Here is a 23811-nt window from a genome sequence, read left to right as displayed (position 1 = left end):
ACCACTCCTTTATCTGTTCTTCATCATATCTCATGGTCTACAGAACAGAATGAACAAAACAGAACAGTTGTCGCCGATTAGCTGTTACAATAGAGTTCAAAAGGAGTGTGAGCCGGATGGGCAAAACCTTGATGATGACAGATAACAGCCTGAAATTATATGAGCAAGTCATCCATTATCTCGTTGTACGTATTGAAGCGGGAGAGTGGGCTGAACATGAAAAACTGCCATCTGTACGAAGCCTGTCCGAGCTGCTCGGCGTACATCGGCTGACCGTTTTCAAAGCCTATCAGGAGTTAAAGGAGCGCGGGAATGTTTATGTGAAGGACAAGTCCGGCTATTATGTGAGTCCAGCAACTCCATTCTCAGTAACAGATCAGGCGGATGATCCCGCCGTGTCTGCCTGGTTGCATTGGGACTCCCTCGCACATGTACAATCGCTTGAAGCCGAATTCCAGTTTTCCAAATCATTGATTGATCCCGCCTTGCTTCCCAATCGGTATTGGGGAGAACTGATGCGCGATCTGTTGGATCAATATCCACGTCTGCTTGGAACGTACTCCACGATTCAAGGAGATCTGGAATTGCGTAGTGCGATGGCAAGCCATCTGACAACCAAGGAACGCTTCTACCTCTCCGCAGACGAGGTGTTAATTACATCGGGTGCCCAGCAAGCGATTGACGTCATCTCGCGGACACTGGTCAAGCCCGGAGATCGGGTCTTGATGGAACGGCCTACGTATGGACCGGCAATGGAGATTTTCCGCAAACAAGGTGCCCGGCTCATCTTCACCGACATTCATCCCGAGGGTTATGATCTGGAGCAGATCGAACAGCTGATGAAGAGTGAGAAGCCACGCCTCTTTTATATGACACCGACCTTTCAGAATCCAACCGGTATTAATGTTCTAGTAGAACAGCGCAAACAGTTACCCGAACTTGCAGAACAGTACGGTTGTTTTCTGCTCGAGGACGACAGCACCTATGATATCTATTTTAAGGAGAAACCCCCTGCACCCATTTTCACCTATGACACCACGGGACACACCTTGTACATTCGCAGTTATAGCAAGTATGTTGCACCCGGGCTGCGGATTGCAGCCATCATATGCCGTCAGCGTTTCATGCCAGGACTACAGGCCGTAAAATCACTGACAGATAACGGATCGCCTCTCCTGAATCAGAAGCTTTTTCTCCGTTATTTTCAGTCAGAACGTATGCATCAGCATCTGTCCAAGCTGCGGACCGCCATTCAACTACGTATGGAAGTGATGGAACAATATCTGCTGGAAACGGACTGGACGTGGACCCGACCCGAGGGCGGACTCAACTTTTGGGTGGAGCTTCCGAAGGGCGTGGATACCGGAAGACTGCTTCACCGATGCATGGAACAATCCGTTGCCTTTGTACCCGGAACCGTATTCGATTCTTCGGATCATTCAGCCAGTCGCAAGCTGCGTTTGTCCTTCTCTTATGCACATGAGCAGCAGATTCGGGAAGGCATGAACAGGCTTATTACGTTAGCCAACGAAATGTAAAGTTTGATCTCCTTGAACATGAGCCACATCAAAAAAGTCGCCTTATGGCGACTTTACTTTTTTTATACTTTCTATACGTATCCGCTCTGCGCTTAAAGGTCTTTTCTTGCAAACAAGCGAATCGTAATGAGATAGGACACAGAAAACAAGCCAATAATGCCTACGAAAACCAATGTCATTGTCGACGTGGTAATCACGCCCTTCTCGCTCGCCACACTCATAAGGTAAGCAACCGGTTGCGCCAGTATAATCATGCAGAGCATAAAGATCGCATTGATGATGCCTGCCCCTTTTTTGCTAAGTCCGTAGAAAAGAGGCATGTATATGGAGACTAGCAAAAGCACCATACCTACCGAAATGACAATATCCATTAGTGAAAAATTCGGTTTGTTCAGTTCAGGATAATTTAGCTTCACAAGCTTGTGAATTCCATACGAGGCGAGCACCCCGAATACTGTATAGATTATAGCAGAGAGGTACTTGGCTTTCACAATCTGTTTGCGGCTAATCGGGAGCGTAACCAAAAATTTATGATTATGGTTTTTGATATCAATCATGGTTGCCAGCATGACCGATCCAAAAGCTGTGTAGATGCCTACAAAATACATCGACATTTCACTCTTTGGTATAAATGCGAGACTAAACACCACAAGGTATAATCCAATCGTCCATAGCGAACTTTTCAGTACAATAAAGTCTTTACGAAGTAGATTAAGCATATTTGCGTCCTCCCTTCGCGGTAAAGTAAATGAGGTCTTCCAACGTAGGTCTTTGTAAAAGAGCAAGTCTACCAAACAACTGTTCCGCCTCTGCCTTATGGTCCGACAACGCTTCAAAACCAACGGCTGTCTCGCGTATTCCAATGAAATGTTTCCGAATGTCGGAATCAAGCAGATCCATATCCCCTTTTACAATCGTATATCTTTCCAACACATCATCTTTGGCTTCATTAAACACCAGTTTTCCTTGATGAATAAACGTAATGTAGTCTGCAATACGTTCCAGATCGGTTGTAATATGCGTAGAGAAAATAATGGACCGTGTCTCGTCCTGTATCATATCCGCAAGAAGATCGAGCAGTTCCCGCCTAAACACAGGATCAAGCCCAGATGTCGGTTCATCCATAATCAGCAGATCTGCTTCATGTGACAGAGCTACGGCAAGAGAAAATTTTATCTTCATGCCTTTGGAAAGATCCTGGATCTTCTTTTTGGGAGATAGTTCGAACTGATCCAGATAGCCATTAAACGCTTTATCGTCCCATTTAGTGTAGAAAGGAGCGATCATTTGTGTCATTTCACGGATTGTTAGATGCTCATAGTAAAAACATTCATCAGACACAATGCCAAGGCGTTGCTTGATGTTAACTTCATGATTGGACATCTCGCTGCCCAATGTTCGGACACTTCCCTTATCGGGACCAATCAGCCCCGTGATCATTTTGATAATTGTACTCTTTCCCGCCCCATTGGGGCCAATGAGTCCTGTGATATATCCTTTTTTGACATCCAGAGATACATTATCCACTTTAAATAAGGGATACGTTTTGGTTACATTACGTAATTCGATGGCGTTCATCATGCTTACTCCTCCTCATACAACAATGTAAAGTGTTGGATTACATCCTGTGCACTCATACCCAGTTTTTTGCTCTCCCCAATTACTTCGAGCATTTTCTCTTCTAATTGTTTCATCCGTCGCTCCCGAATAAAATCCTGATTGACTCCAGATACGAAGCTACCTTTTCCTACAACTGAATCGATCAGCTTCTCCTTCTCCAGCTCTTCATAGACACGTTTAGTTGTAATAACACTGACTTGCAGATCCTTGGCGAGCTGCCTAATGGAAGGAAGACTATCTCCAGCAACCAATTCTCCGCTCAAGATGCTCTGTCTGATCTGAGTTAAAATCTGCATATAGATCGGATCGCTCGATGCGTTCGATATTAAAATGTTAATCTTTCCTCACCTCATTGATGTTGAATAGTTTTCGGTAGGTATAGTGTGTATATATAATATATACACTATACCTACCGATGGTCAATCTTTTTTCACATTATTCTCAATTCTGATTCGATCCATAGACATGGGCTGGCAAATCTGGACGACAAAAAAGAGGACGTCAGTTTCCTGTTCGTCCTCTTGGTTAATCAAGCCCGAAAGGTCACATGACCCTCCGGGCTACTGTTATGAGCTGGATATGACTTTATCCACCAATCCATATTCGACTGCTTCAGCAGCAGTCAGGAAATAATCTCGATCTGAGTCCTTCTCAATCCGCTCAATAGACTGTCCTGTATGATCGGCTAACAGCTTGTTAAGACGTTGACGATGTTGAATGATGCGGTTAGCATGAATCAGCATATCCGACGCCTGCCCTCGCGTACCGCCATGTGGCTGATGGATCATGATCTCACTGTTGGGCAACGCCATACGTTTGCCTTTTGTTCCACCCACCAACAATATCGTACCAAAACTTGCCGCCATACCTGTACAGATCGTGGAGATATCCGGCTTCACGAATTGCATCGTGTCATAGATCGAAAATCCCGCGGTCACCGACCCACCAGGGCTGTTAATGTACATCTGAATATCTTTCTCCGGGTCCTCGGCAGTCAAAAATAACAACTGAGCCACAATGGCATTTGCCATCTGATCTTCAATCTCCCCGGAAACCATAATAATTCGGTCTTTGAGCAAACGTGAATAAATATCATAACTCCGCTCACCACGAGCGGTCTGTTCCACTACATAGGGTACTACATTCATGTGTGTCGCCTCCTTGGTTTAGGCAACCATGTTGACCGTGTACCCACCTCCATACGACATCGCATTCGTTCCGGAAGCGGCGTACCCGTACATCACTGGCTGCATGGATGGAGACGGCAGAGTCTGCTGCAAAATGCTGCCGGCCACAGCCATCGGATCATCGGTCCGATTCAGGCACAGATCAATGATGCGCGCGGTATCTTCCGTGCGGAATGCCAGCAGATAGCTGCGCAGCTCCTGTTGATTGTCCTCCACTGAGCCCTCTCCATACTGCAATTCAGCGTCCGATTGTTCCAACCTGTGCCTCACCTCAGCGATGGCTGAACGGGCACGACTTAATGCTGCTTTCACAGCGCCTTCTGTCGTCTCCAGCATATCCGCAGTCTCTGCCGCCTTATAACCCATTAATTCACGCAATACATATATGGCTCGCTGCCAGGGTGGTAATTCACTAATTAATAACTGAACAGCAGATTCTAGCTCTTCAAAATGCTCTTCCTCTGCGAACTCTCGCATAACAGGCTTCAAGCCATCCAATATGGAATGCAATCTCTGTTGCTTCCGAAGCATATCAATCCAGCTGTTGCGAGCAATTCGGATCAGATAAGCTTCCCAGTTCATCTCTTTCGTCGTCTCGGAAGATTGCACCGCCGTGGACGACAATACTTTGAGACAGGTATCCTGAACCAAGTCCTCGGTCTCGGGTACAGATCTGGTCAGGGATAAGCAATACGCATATAACGGACCCATCAGGTCGGTTAAGACGGCATGAATGTCCTGGTTAACTGGATGTCCGGCGATATCACCGGATTCCAGATCAGGTTTATTTTTTAGTTCATCCTCTTGTGGTCTGTTCATGCGGCAATTCACGGACTTCACAAAGGCCATATCGGGGGCCCCCCTTTGCTGGTTCCTGATTATTGTGACTCACACTATGTAAACGAAGAACCTCCTCCAAAGGATACGCTCTTCTAAAATCATTTTTTCCCTGCTCCCACTTTTAAGTACGAAGGGTTCCAAGCGGCACTTTCATCCCGGTAAGAGCAATCGTAATGCCTTGATCCAGATTATAATTCTGGCGTACATCAACGTCATGGGACATATGTGTAAAATAGGTATGACCCGGTTTCAGTTCCCGCAGCAGCTCCTGTGCCTCGCGCATATCGTACACGGAACGTGTGGAGAATTCCGCATGTTCATGTACAAAGCTTGTTCCCAGCACCAGCATATCCAATCCGTGTAGCGGCTCTTTCTCGGATTCCTTCAGGTCAATGGCATCTGAACAGTACGCCCAGCTATACCCAACCCGATCCAGCCGATACGCGTACGAATACCCGTTATGCCCATGGCACACTTTCCAGGAATTCACCTTCCATCCCCCGAGTTCAATATCATCATCCGTTTCCAGAAAGTCCATATGACGCCCCAACCAGGGAAACTGTCCCTGAATGGTGGATATCACTTCACGTGGTGCATACAAACGTCCCTTTACACCCAACCAGCGGCACGCATCTGCCCATTCCGGCAATCCTCCAATATGGTCAAAATGGGCATGCGTGATGAGCAGCGTATGCACCATACGCAATCCCTGATCCTCCATCTGTGATCTCCAGTCCGGCCCGCAGTCGATCATGAATTGTTCACTCGCACCATCGCCATCATAGTCAATCAGAACAGAGGAACGTTTCCGTTTATTCTCTCCCGTAAGCCTCGCCTCTGTACACACTTCGCAATCGCAATACACACGTGGAACGCCCATCGCATCGCCAGTGCCCAGAAATGTTAGCTGATTCAATCTGCATTCCCCCCTGAATTCATGATATGTAAATTGTAATCGTGCACCTCTATTTTTGCAAAAAAAAGACCATCCCGCAGCAGTTATGCACTGCAATTCAGGACAGTCTGTGGTCTGACTGTTCACCGTCAGACTTCATCTCCGTGCTTCGCTCCATTCGGGAGCGTTCAACTCATATGAATTCAATGCTCGAACTACACCAGTGCGCGCAGCTTCAATGTCAATTCCTTACCCGCAGGTACATCCTTCGACTCCGTAATCACCCAGTTCGACGCAAGTCGCTTCGCCAGCACCTCTGCCTGCTCCGGTTTCAACTGTAATCCGGTAACGATTCCTTCACCCACCGTGAAGTCTTTCTCTGGCTGCACCTTAAAGGCCTTTTCCAACCAAATTCCGAGCCCACCACGCGTGTTAAAGGTAATCCGGTAGCCGTCTTTCACTGCTGTCTCCAGATTTTCACCGTGCTCGTCCGCATACGAGAAAAATTCATTATATCGGTATTCCTCTTCAGACACTGCGTCAAAAGCGGAAACGTCTTTGGCTTGAATGGCTTTTAAAATATCTTCCTCGGACATCCCCTTACCGCGGGCCTGCTCCAGTCGAATCGCTGTACTTTGGGATAATTTAATCTCTGAACTCATCCAATTCACGCCTTCCTGTTAGTACTATGTAACAATCATGATTCAGTATACCTCTATTATATCCTATTGGCAGTAAAAAACCTTCATCTCTACTTCCATTGAAATGAAGGTTTAGTATCCACATGCTCGGTTATCTATTCGATTACATCAGCAATACTCATAATCCCGCAAGCACCTGATACCACACGCCACGTTTGGAGTACAGCGTACTGCGTACCTCGTCCCATCCACCCAGATAGTTGATATCAAATAACCCTTCAGGTGTTGGGAATGTCGACTCCGTCTGTGCAAATACATCCGGGTCTACGGAACGAAAACCATGCTTCGCGAAAATCTGCTGTGCTTCTGGTGTACGCAGATATGCGACAAAGGCTTCAGCCAGTTCACGATTCCCATGTTTGTCGGCATACTTATTCACCACGACTGCCGGGTTCTCAATGAGGATCGTATTTTTCGGAATAACGATGTCGTAATCTACACCTTTGGCGATCCGGGCAAGCAATTCATTTTCATATGTGACGATTACATCACCTACGCCATATTCGAAAGCCGCCATCGAAGAACGCCCACTCTTGTCCAATGACTCAACGTTACGATGTACCTGTTCGAGAAAAGCTTTGGCTGCGGTAGGATCTTTCTTCCCCTCTTGCTCCTCCGACAGTTTCAATCCGGCACCATAAATGGCATTAATGTCCCATTGTGCGCCCCCAGATGTCTTTGGATTAGGGTAGAGTACCTTCACTCCCGGCTTGGTTAAATCCTGAAAATCATGAATTCCAAGCGGGTTGCCAGCTCTGGTGCCCAGAACAACAATCGAACGGGTGATCATGCCCTCATGAGGGGTCTGTTTCCAATCGGGGCTAACCAGATCGGCTTTGACCAGCTTGTCGATATCACTCTCCATCGCGAGCAAGGCCACATCCGCCTCGAATCCACCGACGATGGCTCTTGCCTGTGTACCCGAAGCTTCATAGGACTCCTGGAAGTTAATCGTCTGTCCGGTCTTTGCCTTCCACTCTTCCTGGAACTTGGGCAGCAACTCGCCTACAGCGTCTTTTGCTACACTATAAGCACCGATCACTAGCGTATTGGATGAATCGGTACCAGCGGGCTCATTCTGTTCGCTTGACTCCTCCTGCTTGCTGCATCCAGCGGTCATGCAGACGAGCAGAAGCATGAGGGCAACATATAAGAGTATGACTTTCTTCTTCCTCATCTGCATGGGCAGCCCCTTTCTTCCACTTGACTAAATCATCACCGGCATCGGATCTTCCTTCAGTCGGTTCTCAACCACCCAACTGTTGGAGTCATTGAACAGGTATGCACGGTGTACAAGAACGCGAATTTGTTGACCAATCTCCAAGGTCGTTTTCTCCAGGGAACGATAGGTGATTAACTTGTGCCCTTGTACATCCACCTCTACCATCCATTGACTACCGCGGAAATGAAGATGTTTGACTGTACCTTTTTCCGTTGCAGACAACATGGTGAACTCGTTTTTCAAGCCGATCTCAATATACTCCGGTCGAATTAGCGCTTTGGTGTGTTCACCCTCGACGGCATGTTCGAATCCTTTCAACTGGGAAGCATCCTCCACAACCGTAGACTCCCCGATAAATGTAGCGACAAACGGTGTCTGCGGGTTTTTGTAGATATCCCAAGGTGTGCCCTTCTGTTCCAGACGACCCTGGCTGATAATCATGATCTCGTCCGCCACTTCAATTGCTTCATCCTGGTCATGCGTTACAAAGATCGAAGTGATTCCCACTCGCTCGATGAGCTCCCGTAACCATGAACGCAGTTCCTGACGGATTTTGGCATCAATGGCCGCGAACGGTTCGTCCAGCAATAACAGCTGCGGCTCCGGGGCGAGTGCTCTGGCAAAAGCCACACGTTGACGCTGACCACCAGACAACTGATGTGGATAGCGCTGTTCGAAACCTTTTAACCCGGTCAGTTCAACAAGTTCCATAACCCGATCACGGATCTGGGCCTTCGGTGTCTTCTTGACCTTGAGTCCAAAAGCAATATTCTCAAATACCGTCATATGTTTGAACAGGGCATAGTTCTGGAATACAAATCCGATTCCACGCTCCTGTGGAGGCAGATGGTTCACGACTTTCCCATGAAAGCGAATCTCTCCGGAACCTGGATTCTCCAGACCCGCAAGCATCCGCAGAATGGAAGTCTTCCCGCCTCCGCTGGGTCCAAGCAGACCGATCAGATGGCCTTTGGCAATATCGAATGAGACATCTTTTACCGCATGAAAATCACCGAAATGTTTGTTCAGATCACGGACTTCTACATGCATATCAATGCACTTCCTTTCGCTTCTTGGCCCATTCCATCATGAGCAGCAGCCCGACGGAGAAGGTGACCAGCACCAATGCAACACCATTTGCGGCAGCCACATTAAAATTCTCAACATCCTGATACACCAGGGTTGTTGCTGTCTGCGTTTTGTTCATAATATTACCGGATACAACCAGCACTGCACCGAATTCCCCAAGTGAGCGCGCAACCGTCAAGACCAGACCATACACTACCGCCCAGCGGATCGAAGGCCATGTCACACTCCAGAACGTTCTCCAGCCGTAGGCGCCCAGTGTAGAAGCAGCCTCCTCTTGTTGAGAACCAAGTTCCTGCAGGACAGGCATAACCTCTCTTACCATTAGTGGAAAGGTAACAAATAACGTTGCGATCACCATACCCGGGAAGGCATAGACCACATTGAATCCAATCCCTTCAAAAAAAGCGCCCATAATGCTGTTAGGTCCCAACATCAACACAATCATCAAACCGCCAATGACAGGAGATACAGCATAAGGCAGGTCTACAATGCTGTTCAGCAGCCCTTTTATCCGTTCACTCAACCATCCGGCACGAACCAGATACAGAGCCATCATGATGCCAAACAATGTATTTAACAGGGTGACCACCAGGACCACCAGTCCGGTCATCATCAAAGCATGTAACGCCTCAGGGCGCATCAGCCCCGTCAGGAATCCACCTGCCCCGTCTTCAAATGCACCTATAAAAATGCGTCCAAGCGGGATGATCAGCAGTACGATAAATACCGCAAACGTCAATCCGATTAAGAGTCGTCTCATCGTCTTCTCCCCCGCATCTGCACCAGATTGATCAGCCAGAGGATCAGGAAGGAGAGCGTTAGGAGCAACACGGATACAGCAGCGGCGCCCGTGGGATTATCACTTTCAATCTCCCCGTAGATAAATACGGAAGCAGTCAGTGTTCTTCCCGGAATGTTACCAGCCACCAGCACGACAGCCCCGAATTCAGCCAGTCCTCTGGAGAAAGCGAGCATCCCTCCACTGATCATGCCAGGTGCCATGGATGGCAGAATAACTTGCATGAACGTGCGAGCCTTGGATGCCCCCATTGTGTACGAGGCCTCTTCCTCGGAAGGATCGATTTCTTCCAGCAAAGGCTGCACCGCACGGATCACAAACGGAAACGTGACAAAAGTCATCGCGATAACAATTGCGGGCTGGTGAAATACAATCTCAAACCCCATGGATTCTGCCAGTTTCCCGATGGCACTGACCGGACCCAATAGCAGCATAATCATCAAGCCGCCCACCGCTGTTGGCAGTGCAAACGGGAGATCAACCAGACTGTTAAGAAACGATCGGCCTACAAAGCGATACCTTGTCAGCACCCAGGCAATCATCGTGCCCAGAACCACATTAATCAGCGTAGCAATCACGGCCAACCGAATCGTCAGCAGTACGGCTTTCCACGCGATGGGGTCCATAATGCTCTGAACAAAGTTGCTCCATCCTTCAGAGAAGGAATTGACGTACACACCGATGATTGGAAGTACAATAAGTACGATAAAATATAACAATACGGTACTGCGGAATCCCCAAGTCCATCCCTTATGACGAAGAACGGTATTCATTGCTGCGTTCCCTCCCAGCCTCCGGCTTTAGCTCCGGTCGGCAGTCTTCCTGGCTTCAATATGACATTTTCCTAAGTTGGATGATATTACTTTATTATTATTCCCATTAGTCTACTTGGTTTTGCTTTTCTGATACTTTACCAGTTTGCAGTGCTAATCGTCAATGCTTTTATTGAATATAATTAGGCCAGATATAAGATCAATTCATTAAAATCGCACCTGTACACTGCGAGGCCAGAACAACCTTCCGATCACTGTTATCCCCAGATTTCTTTAATCCCCTTTTATTAAAGGGGAAATCCGGTGATGAAGGTGAAGCTTATGCTTCCGAAGCAGCTTTCTTACAGAAAGCTTTTAGCTTCCGCTTCTTCAGGTTATTTCTATCCTCTCCGTTATGAGGCAATTTTCTTTTTTCACCTTACATATGTGGTTTGTTTGGTATGTAGTGGTTAAGGTACAATCGAGGGTAAGAACAGAGATGATAAGGAGGAATTAAACATGTTATATACGAAGAATATATCCACTTCCACACGAGATGAAATGAAGGATATCACACGGGACGTGAAGCAGGTTGTCCAGAGTAGCGGTGTGCAGAACGGGACGGTGCTCATCTACTGCCCACATACAACCGCGGGTATCGCCATCAACGAGAATGCAGACCCGGATGTAAAACACGATGTCTTGTTACGTCTGGACGAAGTGTATCCTTGGGAGCATCCCAAGTACCGACATGCCGAAGGCAATACAGCCTCTCACCTCAAATCAATCACAACAGGGCCATCACAGACGGTGATTATTCACGAAGGCAGGTTGCTGCTTGGCCGCTGGCAAGGCATTTATTTTTGCGAATTTGACGGACCACGTGAGCGGGAGTACTTTCTCAAAATCATGGAAGGCTAGTTCCAGGCCAACAGGCCTGCATCTGTTCTTTCGTTTTTGCACACACAAACAGGCGGTCCACCCTCTTACCGGGTCGGAGCCGCCTGACTTGGTCTTCTGCGCTCATTAACTTTCGCGAGACAATGTGATAAAGAATTAAAGTTATGACAAATCACCGCCCTGAAGTGTAGGGGTGCAACAATTGCGCCATTATTGGACGCCAGACTCAGGCTGCTGACCCAGATTGCGGCACAGCACTTTGACATGAGACAGCGCAGACGATTCAATCTCCTCAAACGTTAAACGGTCCTGAATGTAATAAGAAATGAATCCGTGCATAGCCAAAAATAGCGTACGCGGTACCCTTTGAATATCCTCTTCCGTACAGTTCGCTTCGTTCATATACTGCCTTATAATCGATGCAAATAATTCGAAGCAGCGTCCCTGTTCGGTACGACAATAAGACAACAGTTCCTCGTCCCTGATCATAAACATAATCTCGTATTGATAGGGATTCTCCAGACCAAAACGAATAAACTCCATCATAATGTGCTCTACCTTGCTCACATCATCACGAACCGGCCTGACCATAGCTTGCAGCAGCAAATGCCCCAGATAATTGAAATCTTCAACCACGATGGCATAGAACAGCTCTGCCTTTTCCTTAAAGTGATAATACAGCGACCCATGACTATAGCCTAGATGCTGGCCGATGCTTCGCATCGAAATGGCGCGGTATCCTTTGGTAATAAAAAGGTGCCTCGCCGCCTCCAGTATCCGCTCCCTCGACAACTCCTGTTCGACTGCTCTTCTAGCCATATATTTTATTCCCCTTCAATAAAATAAAGCCGCTGTCCCTCCGTGATCCGGGATTGCCCTTGCGTCAAATCCGTGATCCAGGCTACAAAAGCCTCGGTTTCACTATCCGGCGGAAGACAAGTCAACGTAACCTTATCGGTGAATCCAGTTTCACCTGTACGGACTTCCCGGCTCCTTAACTCATTTTCCACTTTACCCAACCATGTATAATCCAGTTCAACAAACACTTCACGATGCAGCACGTTGGTAATGGCTTCTCCGGCTTCAATGGCTGCTACAGCTCCATCCGTATAAGCCCGAATTAACCCACCGGCTCCAAGCATGATTCCCCCAAAGTATCGTGTAACCACAATTGCCACATTTTTTAACTTCTGATTTTTAATTACTTCAAGAATGGGTTTCCCTGCTGTTCCGCTAGGTTCCCCGTCATCGGATTGCTTCTGGATCTCATCCCGCTCCCCAATCATGTACGCAGAGCAGTTATGAGTCGCATTCCAATGTTTTTTCTTGATATCATCAATAAAGGCAACGGCCTCTTCCTCTGTCGTGACCGGCATAATATGTCCGATAAATCGCGACTTCTTGATTACAATTTCCAGATTGCCCGGTCCTCGAACCGTGCGATAACGTTCAATCATCCCAAATCCAACTTTCTAGTCTTTTCCTAAGTCCCATTTTACAAGAAAGCAGTTCCCCGCGTGAACGCGGACGAACTGCCCTGGTTATCTATATCCGGGAACCCTGCATTACACTCAACAGTCATCCCCGGATAGAGTTACATTAGCTTATTTAACTATATGAGCAGACCGATGAATTATTCGGAAAGTCTCGCTTCAAGCGCTGCTTTCTCTTCTTCAAAGCCTGGTTTGCCCAGCAATGCAAACATATTTTTCTTGTACGCTTCCACGCCCGGTTGGTCAAATGGATTGACACCCAGCAGGTAGCCACTGATGCCGCATGCTTTTTCAAAGAAGTATACCAGATATCCGAAAGAATATGGAGTCATATCTGGAATGTTCACAATCAGATTTGGTACTTGACCATCTGTATGTGCAAGCAGTGTTCCCTGGAACGCTTTTTTGTTAACAAAGTCCATCGTTTTACCTTCAAGGAAGTTCAGACCATCCAAGTCATCCGGATCGGATTTGATCGAGATATGTTCTGCAACTTCAGTAACCTGAATCACGGTTTCGAAGATATTCCGGCTACCTTCCTGGATGAATTGACCCATGGAGTGCAAGTCTGTAGAGAAATCAACAGATGCTGGGTAGATCCCTTTGTAGTCTTTACCTTCACTCTCTCCGAATAACTGTTTCCACCACTCGGACACGAAGTGCAGGGATGGCTCATAGTTTACGAGAATCTCTGTGCCTTTTCCTTTACGATACAATGCATTACGAACAGCTGCATATTGATATGCTTCGTTCTCTGCTACGTTCGGGTTGCTGTATTCCTTGGATGCGTCAGCCGCACCTTGCATCATTTCTTCGATGCTGATACCCGCTGCTGCGATAGGCAGCAAACCTACAGCTGTCAGAACGGAGTAACGTCCACCTACATCGTCCGGAATAATGAAAGATTCATACCCTTCAGCATTCGCCAGTTCTTTCAATGCACCGCGCGCTTTGTCTGTTGTTGCATAGATGCGTTTGCGTGCTTCTTCCTTACCGTATTTCTCTTCCAATGCTGCACGGAAGATACGGAAAGCGATTGCCGGTTCTGTTGTTGTACCGGATTTGGAGATAACATTTACGGAGAAATCTTTGCCTTCAACCAGATCCAGCAAGTGAGTTACATATGTGGAACTGATATTGTTTCCTGCAAAATAGATTTCAGGCGTTTTGCGTTTATCTTTTGGCAGGTTGTTATAGAAAGAGTGTGTCAGCATTTCAATCGCTGCACGTGCACCCAGGTAAGATCCACCAATACCGATAACGATCAGTACTTCGGAGTCGCTTTGGATTTTGGCAGCTGCTTTTTGAATGCGGGCGAACTCTTCTTTGTCATAAGCCGTTGGCAGGTCAATCCAGCCCAGATAGTCGGACCCTGTTCCTGTTCCGTTGTGGAGCTGCTCATGAGCCAAACGAATTGGTTCTGCGAAATAATCCACTTCGTGCTGATTTACAAATTGCAATGCTGTGCTATAGTCAAATGTCACTTTTTTTGCCATGATCTCAAATACCTCCTGATTTCGGTTATAGTGCGTGTTTTCCGTATTCCATTCTAAACAACTTGCCTTAAGGATACTTCAAATCCACGGGGCTGACAAGCTTGCCGCTCGAACTTTGTCGTTCGTATTCAAGAAGCAAAAAGGGTAAACCGAATCCGCAGGTTGCGGTTCTGCTTACCCTTCTTATGTTATTCCGCCGGGTACGAGCAGACGTAGTCAGTAACGCTGCGTATCTCCAGTTTAAATTTGGATTCGGCAGGCACGTGGAACGTAGCTTGGCCTTGAATCTCTTGCCACTCTTCTTCTCCGGGAAGCAATACTTTCAGATCTCCGGACAGAATCTCCATAATTTCACGGGAATCCGTACCGAATTCATAACTGCCTGGAAGCATGATGCCCAGAGTCACTTTGCTGCCATCCCCCAAAATAACCGTTCTGCTGGTTACCTGACCTTCATAATAAATGTTGGCCTCTTTCACTACACTGACTTGATCGAATTGTGACATGCGTACCCGCTCCCCTGAAGTTAATGAAAACAAAAGGCAAAACAGATCAGGGCGATAATGAGTTACCGCCCATGTTCTGCGGAAATAACTTACTGCCATGGATCAGGAGAGCATGGTGCCCTCCCAACCATAGCAGCGCTTATGAAACTATTACAGCAATGCTTTTACGCGGCTAACCACGTTGTCCACTGTAAAGCCATACTCTTGGATAACACGGTCGCCAGGCGCGGAAGCACCGAATGTGCTGATTCCGAGAATGTCACCTTGATCTCCAACATATTTCTCCCAGCCCATTGGATAAGCCATTTCAATTGCAAGACGAGCTTTAACATCCGGAAGAAGAACGGACTCTCTGTAAGCTTTGTCCTGTTTCTCGAACAGATCCCAGCTTGGCATGCTGATTACGCGAACTTGAATGCCTTGTTCTGCAAGTGCTGCTTGAGCTTTAACAGCCAATTGCACTTCAGAACCTGTAGCGATGATTTGTGCTACCGGTTTGCCATCTTTTGCATCAGACACAACATAAGCACCACGTTTCACGTTCTCACGTGAACCTTCAACGGTACCTTCGAGGATCGGCAGGTTTTGACGAGTGAGTACGAGTGCAACCGGATTGCTCTTGTTCTCAAGCGCGTAAGCCCAAGCAGCCGAAGTTTCATTACCGTCAGCCGGACGAATAACCGTCAGGTTAGGGATGATACGCAGGGATGCCAGTTGCTCGATCGGTTCGTGCGTAGGACCGTCTTCACCAACAGCGATACTGTCGTGAGTCAGAACATACGTTACAGGCAATCCCATCAGGGCAGCCAGACGAACAGCCGGACGAAGGTAATCGGTAAATACGAAGAACGTACCTCCGAATACTTTCACACCACTGTGCAGTGCCATACCGTTCATTGCTCCAGCCATACCGAATTCACGGATACCGAAGTAGATGTTACGGCCGGAGTAATCTTCAGGTGTGAAGTTCTCCAGGTTATTCAAGTGAGTCATTGTGGAGCTTTCCAAGTCAGCAGATCCACCTGTCAGTTGTGGCACGTTATGTGCCAGACCGTTCAGAGCGTTACCGGATGCTACACGAGTGGAGAGCGCTTTGTCTGTTGCTGCATATTTAGGAAGATCACGGTCCCATCCTTCTGGAAGGTCGCCGTTAATCGCTGTTTCGAATTGAGCTGCCAGCTCAGGGTATGCTTTTTTGTACTCGGCAAATTTCTCGTCCCAAGCTTTATTAGCAGAGATACCACGATCTTTCACTTGTGCAAAGTGATCGCGAACTTCAGCTGGTACGTGGAAGTTTTCTTCATAAACCCATTTGTAATACTCTTTAGTCAATTTGGCTTCGTCTGCACCCAGTGGAGATCCGTGAGTACCGCCGTGGCCGCCTTTACCTTGTTTGTTCGGGCTACCATAACCAATAACCGTTTTAACTTCGATCAGTGTAGGACGCAGTGTATCTGCTTGACCTTCCTGAATTGCTTTTTCGATTGCAGGCAGATCGTTACCATCTTCTACGCGCAGCACTTGCCAGCCATAAGCTTCAAAACGCTTCGCGATACTTTCGGAAGAAGACAGATCCAATTTACCATCGAGTGTGATGTCATTGGAGTCGAACAACATGATCAATTTGCCTAGGTGCAAACGTCCAGCCAGGGAAGCTGATTCATGCGATACGCCTTCCATCAAGTCACCATCACCACAGATTGCGTAAGTGTAGTGGTCAACGACGTTGAACTTATCTTTATTGTAAGTTGCGCCCAGTTGAGCTTCAGCCATCGCCATACCTACAGCCATTGCAATACCTTGACCCAGTGGGCCTGTAGTTGCATCAACACCTGCAGTATGTCCGAATTCCGGGTGACCCGGTGTTTTGCTTCCCCATTGACGGAACTGTTTCAGTTCTTCCATTGGAAGATCATATCCGCTCAGGTGCAGCAAGCTGTACAGCAACATGGAGCCGTGTCCTGCAGACAGGACAAAACGGTCCCGGTTAACCCAAGTTGGGTGGTCCGGGTTATGAGTCATCGTTTTTGCAAAAAGTTGGTACCCCATTGGAGCGGAGCCCATAGGCATACCCGGATGTCCGGAATTTGCCTTCTCAATTGCATCAATCGCCAAAGTACGTACGGTCGTAATCGACAGGTTGTCGATTGTAGTATTTTCATCCTTTTGAATCGCTTCGTTCTTGTCAGTCATGGTTTGTCCTCCTCATGTCTTTAGATAAGTCGGGTGCGCAAGCGAATCCCTCTCATCATACAAGCAAACCGAATTTCACAATAAGTGAATCCGCTTGAGTGTTTCATTTTGACTTATTCACTTTTGTATTGTATCACTTGGCGTGAAGCTTTTCCATAACCTTCTTTTAGAAGTTCGTGAAAAATTGGTTGTTTGTGATGAACAATCCCTTGCCAATCAAGCAAAAACCGTATCAGGACAAGGCATTAAATTCCATAAACAGACCTATTAAGCCTCGCAAATCCATCGCATGAAGTATAACCTTTAACACGAAAACCATACACTTTTTAGATATCCAAGTTAAATTTACATAACATATCCTGAATATGGATTCGAAAGCGGGACTGTGGTTTACTTTTCAAAGTAAGTATCAATCATAGGAGGTTGTTATCATGTCTGTACCCGCTGCTCCCCCTACTAGGTACTCAAATCGTTCATTACCCTGGTTCCCGGGTATTTTAACAGGTATGGTTTCGGGCGTTGTCCTTGGATTCTTTCTCAAAACAATTCAGTTTTACACTGGTGAAAAGGTATATACCCTGCTTCTGAATATTGATTTTGTACCTGGACTTCCGCCAACCCTTCCCGAATGGATTGAATTCTCTCTGCATCTCGTCGTTTCCGTGTTCATCGGCATCTTCTATCTATGGTGGGTAGGGCGTTCAGGTCACCCGATGTTCAAAGGAATCTTGCTTGGAGCTGGATCGTCCCTGCTCTACATCCCGCTCTCTCAACTATCTTCACGTGTACCCGACCTTTACGATATAACAGCCATTATCTACTGGATAATCGGACATCTGTTATTCGGTATTGTGCTCGGCTTGTGCGGAAAGTATATCAGCGCGAAAAAAGCGACTCACCATTCGTAAACGAATGGGGTCGCTTTTTACTCAATCTGTTATGTGGTTCCGAATCAACCTTGCACAGTATTAAAGTATAAACTTAAAATACAACCGTCTTATTTTCATGAACGAGAACCCGGTCTTCAACATGCCATTTCACGGCACGTGCAAGCACAACACGCTCAATGGTACGTCCAATACGCTTCAGTTCGGTGACATCATCCCCGTGGCTTACACGTTGCACGTCTTGTTCAATAATCGGGCCGCCATCCAGTTCTTCCGTAACATAGTGCGCTGTCGCACCGATGATTTTGACACCACGGTTATACGCTTGTGCATACGGTTTACCACCCACAAAGGCGGGCAGGAATGAATGATGGATATTAATGATTCGATTGCGATAGTGCTCAATGAACATTGGAGAGATGATCTGCATGTAACGAGCCAGAATGATCACATCCACATCGTTGCCGATCACGTCCAGTTGACGCTGTTCCGCTTCTTTCTTGGTATCTGCTGTAACCGGAATATGATGATATGGAATGCCGAATGATTCTACATATTCTTTCATGTCCAGATGGTTGCTGACCACAAGCGCAATATCTGCATCCAGATCGCCTGCCTGCCATTGCCACAACAATTCCACCAGACAATGATCTTCTTTGGATACAAAGATAGCTAATTTCTTCTTGCGGCTAACCGCTGATAGCGTCCATTCCATTTGAAAACGGCTTGCCACTTCTGCAAAGTCTGCTTCCAGTTTCGGCAAATTGACCAACAATTGCGGAAGATCAAACTCAATTCGCATAAAGAACATGCCGCCAGCAGGGTCCATGGTGTACTGGTCCGACTGAACAATATTTGCTCCATGCTGATGCAGGAAATGAGATACCGCAGCTACAATTCCTGGACCATCCGGACAGGAAATGAGCATGCGCGCACGATCGGCGCGGTTTTTAGAATCAGGGCGTACTTGTTTAGCGTGGATCTCCATCGGGTTATTCTTCCTCCTTCAATATAAGCCATGACCTGCGGGGTTAACCCGCAAGCCATGCAATCAAGCGATGATTCAGTTGTTCTTCATTCAGATGTGGGAACAACGCAGCTTCAGTCACCATGTCATAGAGGCGTTCCAGCGGTTCACGCGGGTCTGCCTTTTTGGCTTTAGCATCATTTTTGAGCAGCGTCCACACATCCAGAATATACGAACGGGACTCAATCTCTTTACCTTTGAAAAAGTGTTGCAATTGTTCTACTTCTGTCAGGAATTCCTGGCCGAATCGACCGGCAACATCCCCACGAAGCAATGCAATCTCCACCTCATACATTGGGCGCTGTGTTTTAGCCTCTTTGCCAATCCAAGGTGTCTCCAGAATAAATGGACGTCCTTGAAGCTTCTCATGGTTAACAATGCGGTTAATCGCTTCAAACCCAATCCAGCCGGAGCCAATTGGAGTATGACGGTCCTTGTGCGCACCCACAGCATTCTTACTATCATTAATATGCATTACGGCAATGCGGTCAAGTCCTACCGTGCGATCGAATTGTTCCAATACACCGTCAAAATCGTTAACGATATCGTATCCGGCATCATGAATATGGCACGTATCCATACACACTGTCAGGCGCTCGTTATACGTTACTTTCTCGATAATCTGGGCGATCTCTTCAAAACTGCGACCCATCTCCGTACCTTTGCCAGCCATGGTTTCCAGAGCGATGTTCACATCTGTCTCTTTCACACCTTCCAGCACTTCATTCAACCCTTCTGCGATCCGTCCGATCCCATAATGGGCATCTTTATCTGTAAAAGCGCCGGGATGTAATACGATGTTTTTGACACCAATGGCATGAGTACGACGGATCTCTTCCTGTAGGAAATCTACAGCGAGTCTATACGTGTTGTCTTTGTATGAGCCAAGATTGATAATGTACGGTGCATGGACAACGATATCTTCCATTCCACCCTCTTGCATGGCTAGCTTACCTTCTTCAATATACATGGATTCAATTGGCTTGCGACGTGTATTCTGTGGTGCACCCGTATATATCATAAACGAACTGGAACCGTACGAGGACGCTTCCTTCGTTGCACTCAATAATCCCTTGTCCGAAAAGGACACGTGGGAGCCGATTTTCAGCATTATTGATCCCCCTTAATCTGAATTATCCCTTATTCTAACGCGATTATCGAAATAAATCTAGAAATGCGCTATAATTCGGGATAGAGGCTATTTTTGACAGCTAATTTATGGAACATGGGTAGGCGGAATCCGTCTTTCCGTGAAAATCAATGAACCGAGGTGACTCCGCAATGATTTTCGACTCCTACACGATGATACTGACCAGCAGTTCCCCCAGCAACTGGTTTATGAATACGATCGCATTCTGGACTTTTTTATTGCTTGGCAGCATGTGTATCGGTGGATTTTTCATGATGCGCAAGTTTTTGAAAGTGCTACCCAAAGCAGACGGAAAGTCCAAACTGGATTGGCAAAATTATTGGGTGGAAACCAGCCGTCATTTATGGACGGATGAAGCCAAAGCTTTTTTGGATCAGCTCGTCGAGCCTGTACCTGGGCCATTTCGTGACATCGCCAAACATTCCATTGCTGCAGAGATCGGTAAAATTGCAGTTGAAGACAACGCCACGGAAGTATCGAGAGATCATTGTATCAAAGGATACATTATTGCCACCCCGAAGCGGGATAATAAGTTTTTGGTAAAATTCTTGGAGAAAAACAAAATCGATTATTCCCCTTATCAACATTTGATTAAATAAAGTACAAAGATAAGTTAAGCCATATATAGATTTGGTTAATGTACAGATATGCTCCGTCAGGTAAGTCGTTCCCAACAAGCATTGCTTACCGTACGGGGCTGTTTGTCGATTCATGGGTGAATATCAGGGCAGTGAAATATAGAGAGGATGTTTGATATGAAAATTGCCATTTGTGGAGGTACCGGATTTGTGGGAGGAGCACTTGTAGATTACTGGCTGCAAGCCGGACACCATGTGAAAGTTATTACACGAAAACTGCCTGACCTGCATAATCCAAGTAAAAATCTTACATATATATCATGGGAGCAAGTCGAAGAACAACCTCACTTGCTTGAAGGTATGGACGCTCTCGTTAACCTTGCTGGAGAAACGCTGAATCAACGCTGGACAACCAAGGCAAAGCTGGAGATTGTTGAATCCCGAGTAACGACCGTAGCGCGGGTAGCCCGATTGGTAGAAACCCTGGAGCAAAAGCCGGAAGTGGTCGTTCAGGCTTCTGCCATGGCCATCTATGGAACCTCACCGAACGAAACCTTTGACGAAAGCAGTCCGCAAAAATCCATGAATTTTCCGTCCCGGGTCTCGGAACAGTGGGAAGTTGCTGCAGATGCAATCAAAAATGTAAGACTCGTTAAAATCCGGGTGAGTCTGGTTCTCGGTCATAAAAAAGGTGCTTTTCCATTGATGAAACTTCCTTATATGCTGGGTTTTGGCGGCAAAATCGGCAGTGGCAGACAGTGGACCAGCTGGATTCACATTATGGATATCGTAAGACTCATTGATTTTAGCATTCAAAATAAACAAGTGGCAGGTCCGGTCAATGCTTCCTCCCCGAACCCTGTCACCAATGATGAATTCGGTCGCACGGTGGGCAAGGTATATCATCGCCCTCACTGGTTCCCCGTACCCGGTTTCTTAATTAAAACCTTAGTTGGTGAACTATCCGTTGTTTTGCTTCAAGGGCAGAGAGTCATTCCGCAAAAAGCACTCGACCACGGATTCCAATTCACCTTCCCTACGTTAACTCAAGCGCTGGAAGACTTGAAACATCGTGGATTATCTGATTAATACAACTGCGGGACTGATCTTTGCTTATCCAACCGACCGATAAATGTAGACAGACTCCGCCAGTGTAAATGTATCTCCATCCGCCAAGGGATACTCCTTATAAGGAGCAAGAATATTACCCTGAAGAATAGTTCCATTCACTGAACCCAGATCCTTAATGACATAGCCCGATTTGTTCCGGCTCAATTCCACATGAGCACGGGACACACCGGTCGCTGTATCGACCCACTGAACCATGTCGGCTGATCTTCCGATGACAAAAGATGCTCCTTGCACATCCATCCGTTCATGTTGGTCACTGCTTCCCGATCTTCGTTCAAGATAATAAGACGCCTTCACCGGCCCTTCCCCATTAAAGTTACCTTTGGCCAGATTCTGCAGATTCACGGTTGCCTCCGCAACTGCATCCTGTCGAATTAGCTCTGAAGTTGAAGCTACCGATTCCACATGGCGCTGAACGAACGGTGGATCAGAGTGTTCAGGTGTCATATGCAGGCTTTGATAATGGGAATGCTCACTACCACCTTCTGACGCGGATGCAATCGTTTGGTTTATGCGTTCCACTGGCCTTTCAGCTGTATTCCAGCGCCAACTCTCCTGAAACGGTTCCTCTTCTTCTTCCGTCTGCTTCCCTTTGTTCTTACCTAAATTGAATGAAAAAGACCGCTTATTTTCTGGTTCATTACGAGTGATTCCCTTACGCTTCCAAGTCCATCCTGCTACACCAAGCAAACCAAGGCTCAGTACCATGCACAGGATCATCTGCGTCTGTCCCGGTTGCTCCATGTATATGAATCTCCATGCCAATGCCATGGCTACCATGCAGCCCAATATGACATAGGTTATTTTGGAGGTTGCAGGCTTTTCCTCTACTTCCATATCAACGGGCTCTAGCGAATCAGAATTATGCGGGTTACTTCGTCTCTTATCCATGCTGTTTGTACTCTCCAATGAAGATTGTCCAGGTGAGCGCCTGCCTGAAAAGGTCCGAGATCTCATCGGAAAGTCTTCAACCTCGGATTCACTCGTTTTCTGTGTCTGACGGAAATTTAGCACGGGCTCCACAGCAGCCTTTTGAACAGGCGCACCAGGTTGATCTGGACGAGAATAACTAGCGGATTGCCTGTTATCCCGCCCAGTAATTGACGAATGAAAATTACCTCGTAGATCATTCACGTTTTCCGATGTTCTGGACGAGAGAAATGCTGCACTTCCTCCATTCTCTTGCTCGTCCGCGTACAATTCCAGCAAGAGCTCTCGCAACTGTCTGATATCCCAGCGTTCATTGTCACATAACTGCAGAACACGCTGAATTCCTTCTCCCTGCAGTTCCTGTACATGGGCCATCAGCCTGATTACCAGCTCACGGAATTGCTGAGGCGTTGGATCAACTTCAACCGTATCCATGATTGGTACATAGACTATGCCAAGCTCACCCTGTTCGAATGAACCGTTGATGAACAAGTATTCTTCCTGGATCAATAATTTACGAGGCTCCAGCATATACTGTCGGCATTCCGTGAAGGCATCGGCTAATTGGAACAACAGACCGTACAGAACACGCAATTTGATTTTACTTGACTTTAACATCTGGGATAACATCTTGTACCCCGATATGTCGTACTGCAAAGTTACATTTCGGTCCACTTCCCGAATATGAACAGGAAGAAGTCGCGGAATCTGATTGGAGGACAGCATGCCCATCTGTACCCGGCTCAATTCCTCCATTCGTAATCCGTCCTCTTTCTCCAAAACCATAAACGCTCCGCCGTTACGAATAAAATCTCTCGTTAATCCATACATGCCAATCCTCTCTTTCCATTGTTATATAGGATCAACTAAAGAAAAT

24 protein-coding genes are annotated in these 23811 nt (G+C 46.9%); 5 read left to right on the top strand and 19 right to left on the bottom strand.

The genetic code is table 11. The features are described from left to right. Positions 1-116: 116 nt before the first annotated feature. On the top strand, positions 117-1538 hold the full coding sequence (locus MKY85_RS07335) for a PLP-dependent aminotransferase family protein (protein WP_342572213.1): 1422 nt from the start codon (positions 117-119) through the stop codon (positions 1536-1538). A 92-nt stretch (positions 1539-1630) separates the two neighbouring features. On the opposite strand, the gene MKY85_RS07330 is transcribed toward MKY85_RS07335, so the two are convergent. From MKY85_RS07330 to cysT, 11 genes are all read right to left on the bottom strand, one after another. Then, positions 1631-2257, bottom strand: coding sequence for an ABC-2 transporter permease (locus MKY85_RS07330; RefSeq protein WP_339259643.1), 627 nt, complete (start codon positions 2255-2257; stop codon positions 1631-1633). Then, complete coding sequence (locus MKY85_RS07325; RefSeq protein ID WP_342573293.1) at positions 2250-3116, bottom strand: ABC transporter ATP-binding protein; 867 nt, start codon at positions 3114-3116, stop codon at positions 2250-2252. Before MKY85_RS07325 ends, MKY85_RS07330 begins: the two co-directional genes overlap by 8 nt. A gap of 5 nt (positions 3117-3121) precedes the next feature. Then, the gene (locus tag MKY85_RS07320) at positions 3122-3496 is read right to left on the bottom strand and encodes a GntR family transcriptional regulator (protein WP_339242960.1); all 375 of its coding nucleotides are present in this window, start codon (positions 3494-3496) and stop codon (positions 3122-3124) included. A gap of 228 nt (positions 3497-3724) precedes the next feature. Then, positions 3725-4306 (bottom strand): ATP-dependent Clp endopeptidase proteolytic subunit ClpP, encoded by a 582-nt coding sequence (gene clpP, locus MKY85_RS07315; protein WP_017689971.1) that lies wholly within the window; start codon positions 4304-4306, stop codon positions 3725-3727. Positions 4307-4324: 18 nt separating this feature from the next. Further along, positions 4325-5194, bottom strand: a complete 870-nt coding sequence (locus MKY85_RS07310) for an RNA polymerase sigma factor (RefSeq protein ID WP_342572212.1) — start codon at positions 5192-5194, stop codon at positions 4325-4327. Positions 5195-5306: 112 nt separating this feature from the next. Beyond that, positions 5307-6101 (bottom strand): MBL fold metallo-hydrolase, encoded by a 795-nt coding sequence (locus MKY85_RS07305; protein ID WP_339240423.1) that lies wholly within the window; start codon positions 6099-6101, stop codon positions 5307-5309. Positions 6102-6295: 194 nt separating this feature from the next. After that, positions 6296-6742: a hypothetical protein gene (locus MKY85_RS07300; RefSeq protein ID WP_342572211.1), complete on the bottom strand. Its 447-nt coding sequence runs from the start codon at positions 6740-6742 to the stop codon at positions 6296-6298. Positions 6743-6899: 157 nt separating this feature from the next. Beyond that, positions 6900-7964, bottom strand: coding sequence for a sulfate ABC transporter substrate-binding protein (locus MKY85_RS07295; RefSeq protein WP_342572210.1), 1065 nt, complete (start codon positions 7962-7964; stop codon positions 6900-6902). A gap of 24 nt (positions 7965-7988) precedes the next feature. Beyond that, positions 7989-9053, bottom strand: coding sequence for a sulfate ABC transporter ATP-binding protein (gene cysA / locus MKY85_RS07290; RefSeq protein WP_091015266.1), 1065 nt, complete (start codon positions 9051-9053; stop codon positions 7989-7991). A gap of 1 nt (position 9054) precedes the next feature. Next, a complete protein-coding gene (locus tag MKY85_RS07285) occupies positions 9055-9852 on the bottom strand; it encodes a sulfate ABC transporter permease subunit (RefSeq protein WP_339259636.1) in 798 nt (265 codons plus the stop codon). Next, positions 9849-10664 carry a sulfate ABC transporter permease subunit CysT gene (cysT, locus tag MKY85_RS07280; RefSeq protein ID WP_017689978.1) on the bottom strand — a complete coding sequence of 272 codons (816 nt, stop codon included), beginning with the start codon at positions 10662-10664 and terminating at the stop codon, positions 9849-9851. Before cysT ends, MKY85_RS07285 begins: the two co-directional genes overlap by 4 nt. Positions 10665-11162: 498 nt before the next feature. Here cysT and MKY85_RS07275 point away from each other — a divergent pair, with 498 nt between their 5' ends. Beyond that, entirely contained in the window at positions 11163-11564 is a 402-nt protein-coding gene (locus tag MKY85_RS07275; protein ID WP_339240418.1) for a secondary thiamine-phosphate synthase enzyme YjbQ, read from the top strand. A 189-nt stretch (positions 11565-11753) separates the two neighbouring features. Here MKY85_RS07275 and MKY85_RS07270 read toward each other — a convergent pair whose 3' ends face one another. From MKY85_RS07270 to tkt, 5 genes are all read right to left on the bottom strand, one after another. Beyond that, positions 11754-12362, bottom strand: a complete 609-nt coding sequence (locus MKY85_RS07270; RefSeq protein WP_339240417.1) for a TetR/AcrR family transcriptional regulator — start codon at positions 12360-12362, stop codon at positions 11754-11756. A 5-nt stretch (positions 12363-12367) separates the two neighbouring features. Next, entirely contained in the window at positions 12368-13000 is a 633-nt protein-coding gene (locus MKY85_RS07265; protein WP_253431918.1) for a YigZ family protein, read from the bottom strand. A gap of 176 nt (positions 13001-13176) precedes the next feature. After that, positions 13177-14532, bottom strand: coding sequence for a glucose-6-phosphate isomerase (locus MKY85_RS07260; RefSeq protein ID WP_017689982.1), 1356 nt, complete (start codon positions 14530-14532; stop codon positions 13177-13179). 188 nt (positions 14533-14720) lie between these two features. After that, positions 14721-15038 carry a pyrimidine/purine nucleoside phosphorylase gene (locus MKY85_RS07255; RefSeq protein ID WP_105408176.1) on the bottom strand — a complete coding sequence of 106 codons (318 nt, stop codon included), beginning with the start codon at positions 15036-15038 and terminating at the stop codon, positions 14721-14723. Between the two features lie 150 nt (positions 15039-15188). Then, positions 15189-17231, bottom strand: a complete 2043-nt coding sequence (gene tkt, locus MKY85_RS07250; RefSeq protein WP_339240415.1) for a transketolase — start codon at positions 17229-17231, stop codon at positions 15189-15191. A gap of 431 nt (positions 17232-17662) precedes the next feature. Here tkt and MKY85_RS07245 point away from each other — a divergent pair, with 431 nt between their 5' ends. Further along, entirely contained in the window at positions 17663-18139 is a 477-nt protein-coding gene (locus MKY85_RS07245) for a hypothetical protein (protein WP_342572209.1), read from the top strand. 73 nt (positions 18140-18212) lie between these two features. On the opposite strand, the gene purU is transcribed toward MKY85_RS07245, so the two are convergent. Continuing rightward, complete coding sequence (gene purU, locus MKY85_RS07240) at positions 18213-19106, bottom strand: formyltetrahydrofolate deformylase (RefSeq protein ID WP_339240413.1); 894 nt, start codon at positions 19104-19106, stop codon at positions 18213-18215. A 43-nt stretch (positions 19107-19149) separates the two neighbouring features. Next, on the bottom strand, positions 19150-20256 hold the full coding sequence (locus tag MKY85_RS07235; RefSeq protein WP_149846393.1) for a deoxyribonuclease IV: 1107 nt from the start codon (positions 20254-20256) through the stop codon (positions 19150-19152). 170 nt (positions 20257-20426) lie between these two features. On the opposite strand from MKY85_RS07235, the gene MKY85_RS07230 reads away from it, so the two are divergent. Together MKY85_RS07230 and MKY85_RS07225 are read left to right on the top strand one after the other, a co-directional pair. After that, positions 20427-20894: a DUF2621 domain-containing protein gene (locus MKY85_RS07230; protein ID WP_339259632.1), complete on the top strand. Its 468-nt coding sequence runs from the start codon at positions 20427-20429 to the stop codon at positions 20892-20894. 156 nt (positions 20895-21050) lie between these two features. After that, positions 21051-21962: a TIGR01777 family oxidoreductase gene (locus MKY85_RS07225; protein WP_342572208.1), complete on the top strand. Its 912-nt coding sequence runs from the start codon at positions 21051-21053 to the stop codon at positions 21960-21962. A 24-nt stretch (positions 21963-21986) separates the two neighbouring features. On the opposite strand, the gene MKY85_RS07220 is transcribed toward MKY85_RS07225, so the two are convergent. Beyond that, positions 21987-23765, bottom strand: coding sequence for a DUF6382 domain-containing protein (locus MKY85_RS07220; protein WP_342572207.1), 1779 nt, complete (start codon positions 23763-23765; stop codon positions 21987-21989). Positions 23766-23811: the final 46 nt, after the last annotated feature.

The organism is Paenibacillus sp. FSL R5-0749, from assembly GCF_038595085.1.
GTDB lineage: Bacteria > Bacillota > Bacilli > Paenibacillales > Paenibacillaceae > Paenibacillus.
The sequence above is the reverse complement of the archived record's forward strand: the minus strand, read 5'-3'. Positions and strand labels throughout refer to the sequence as shown.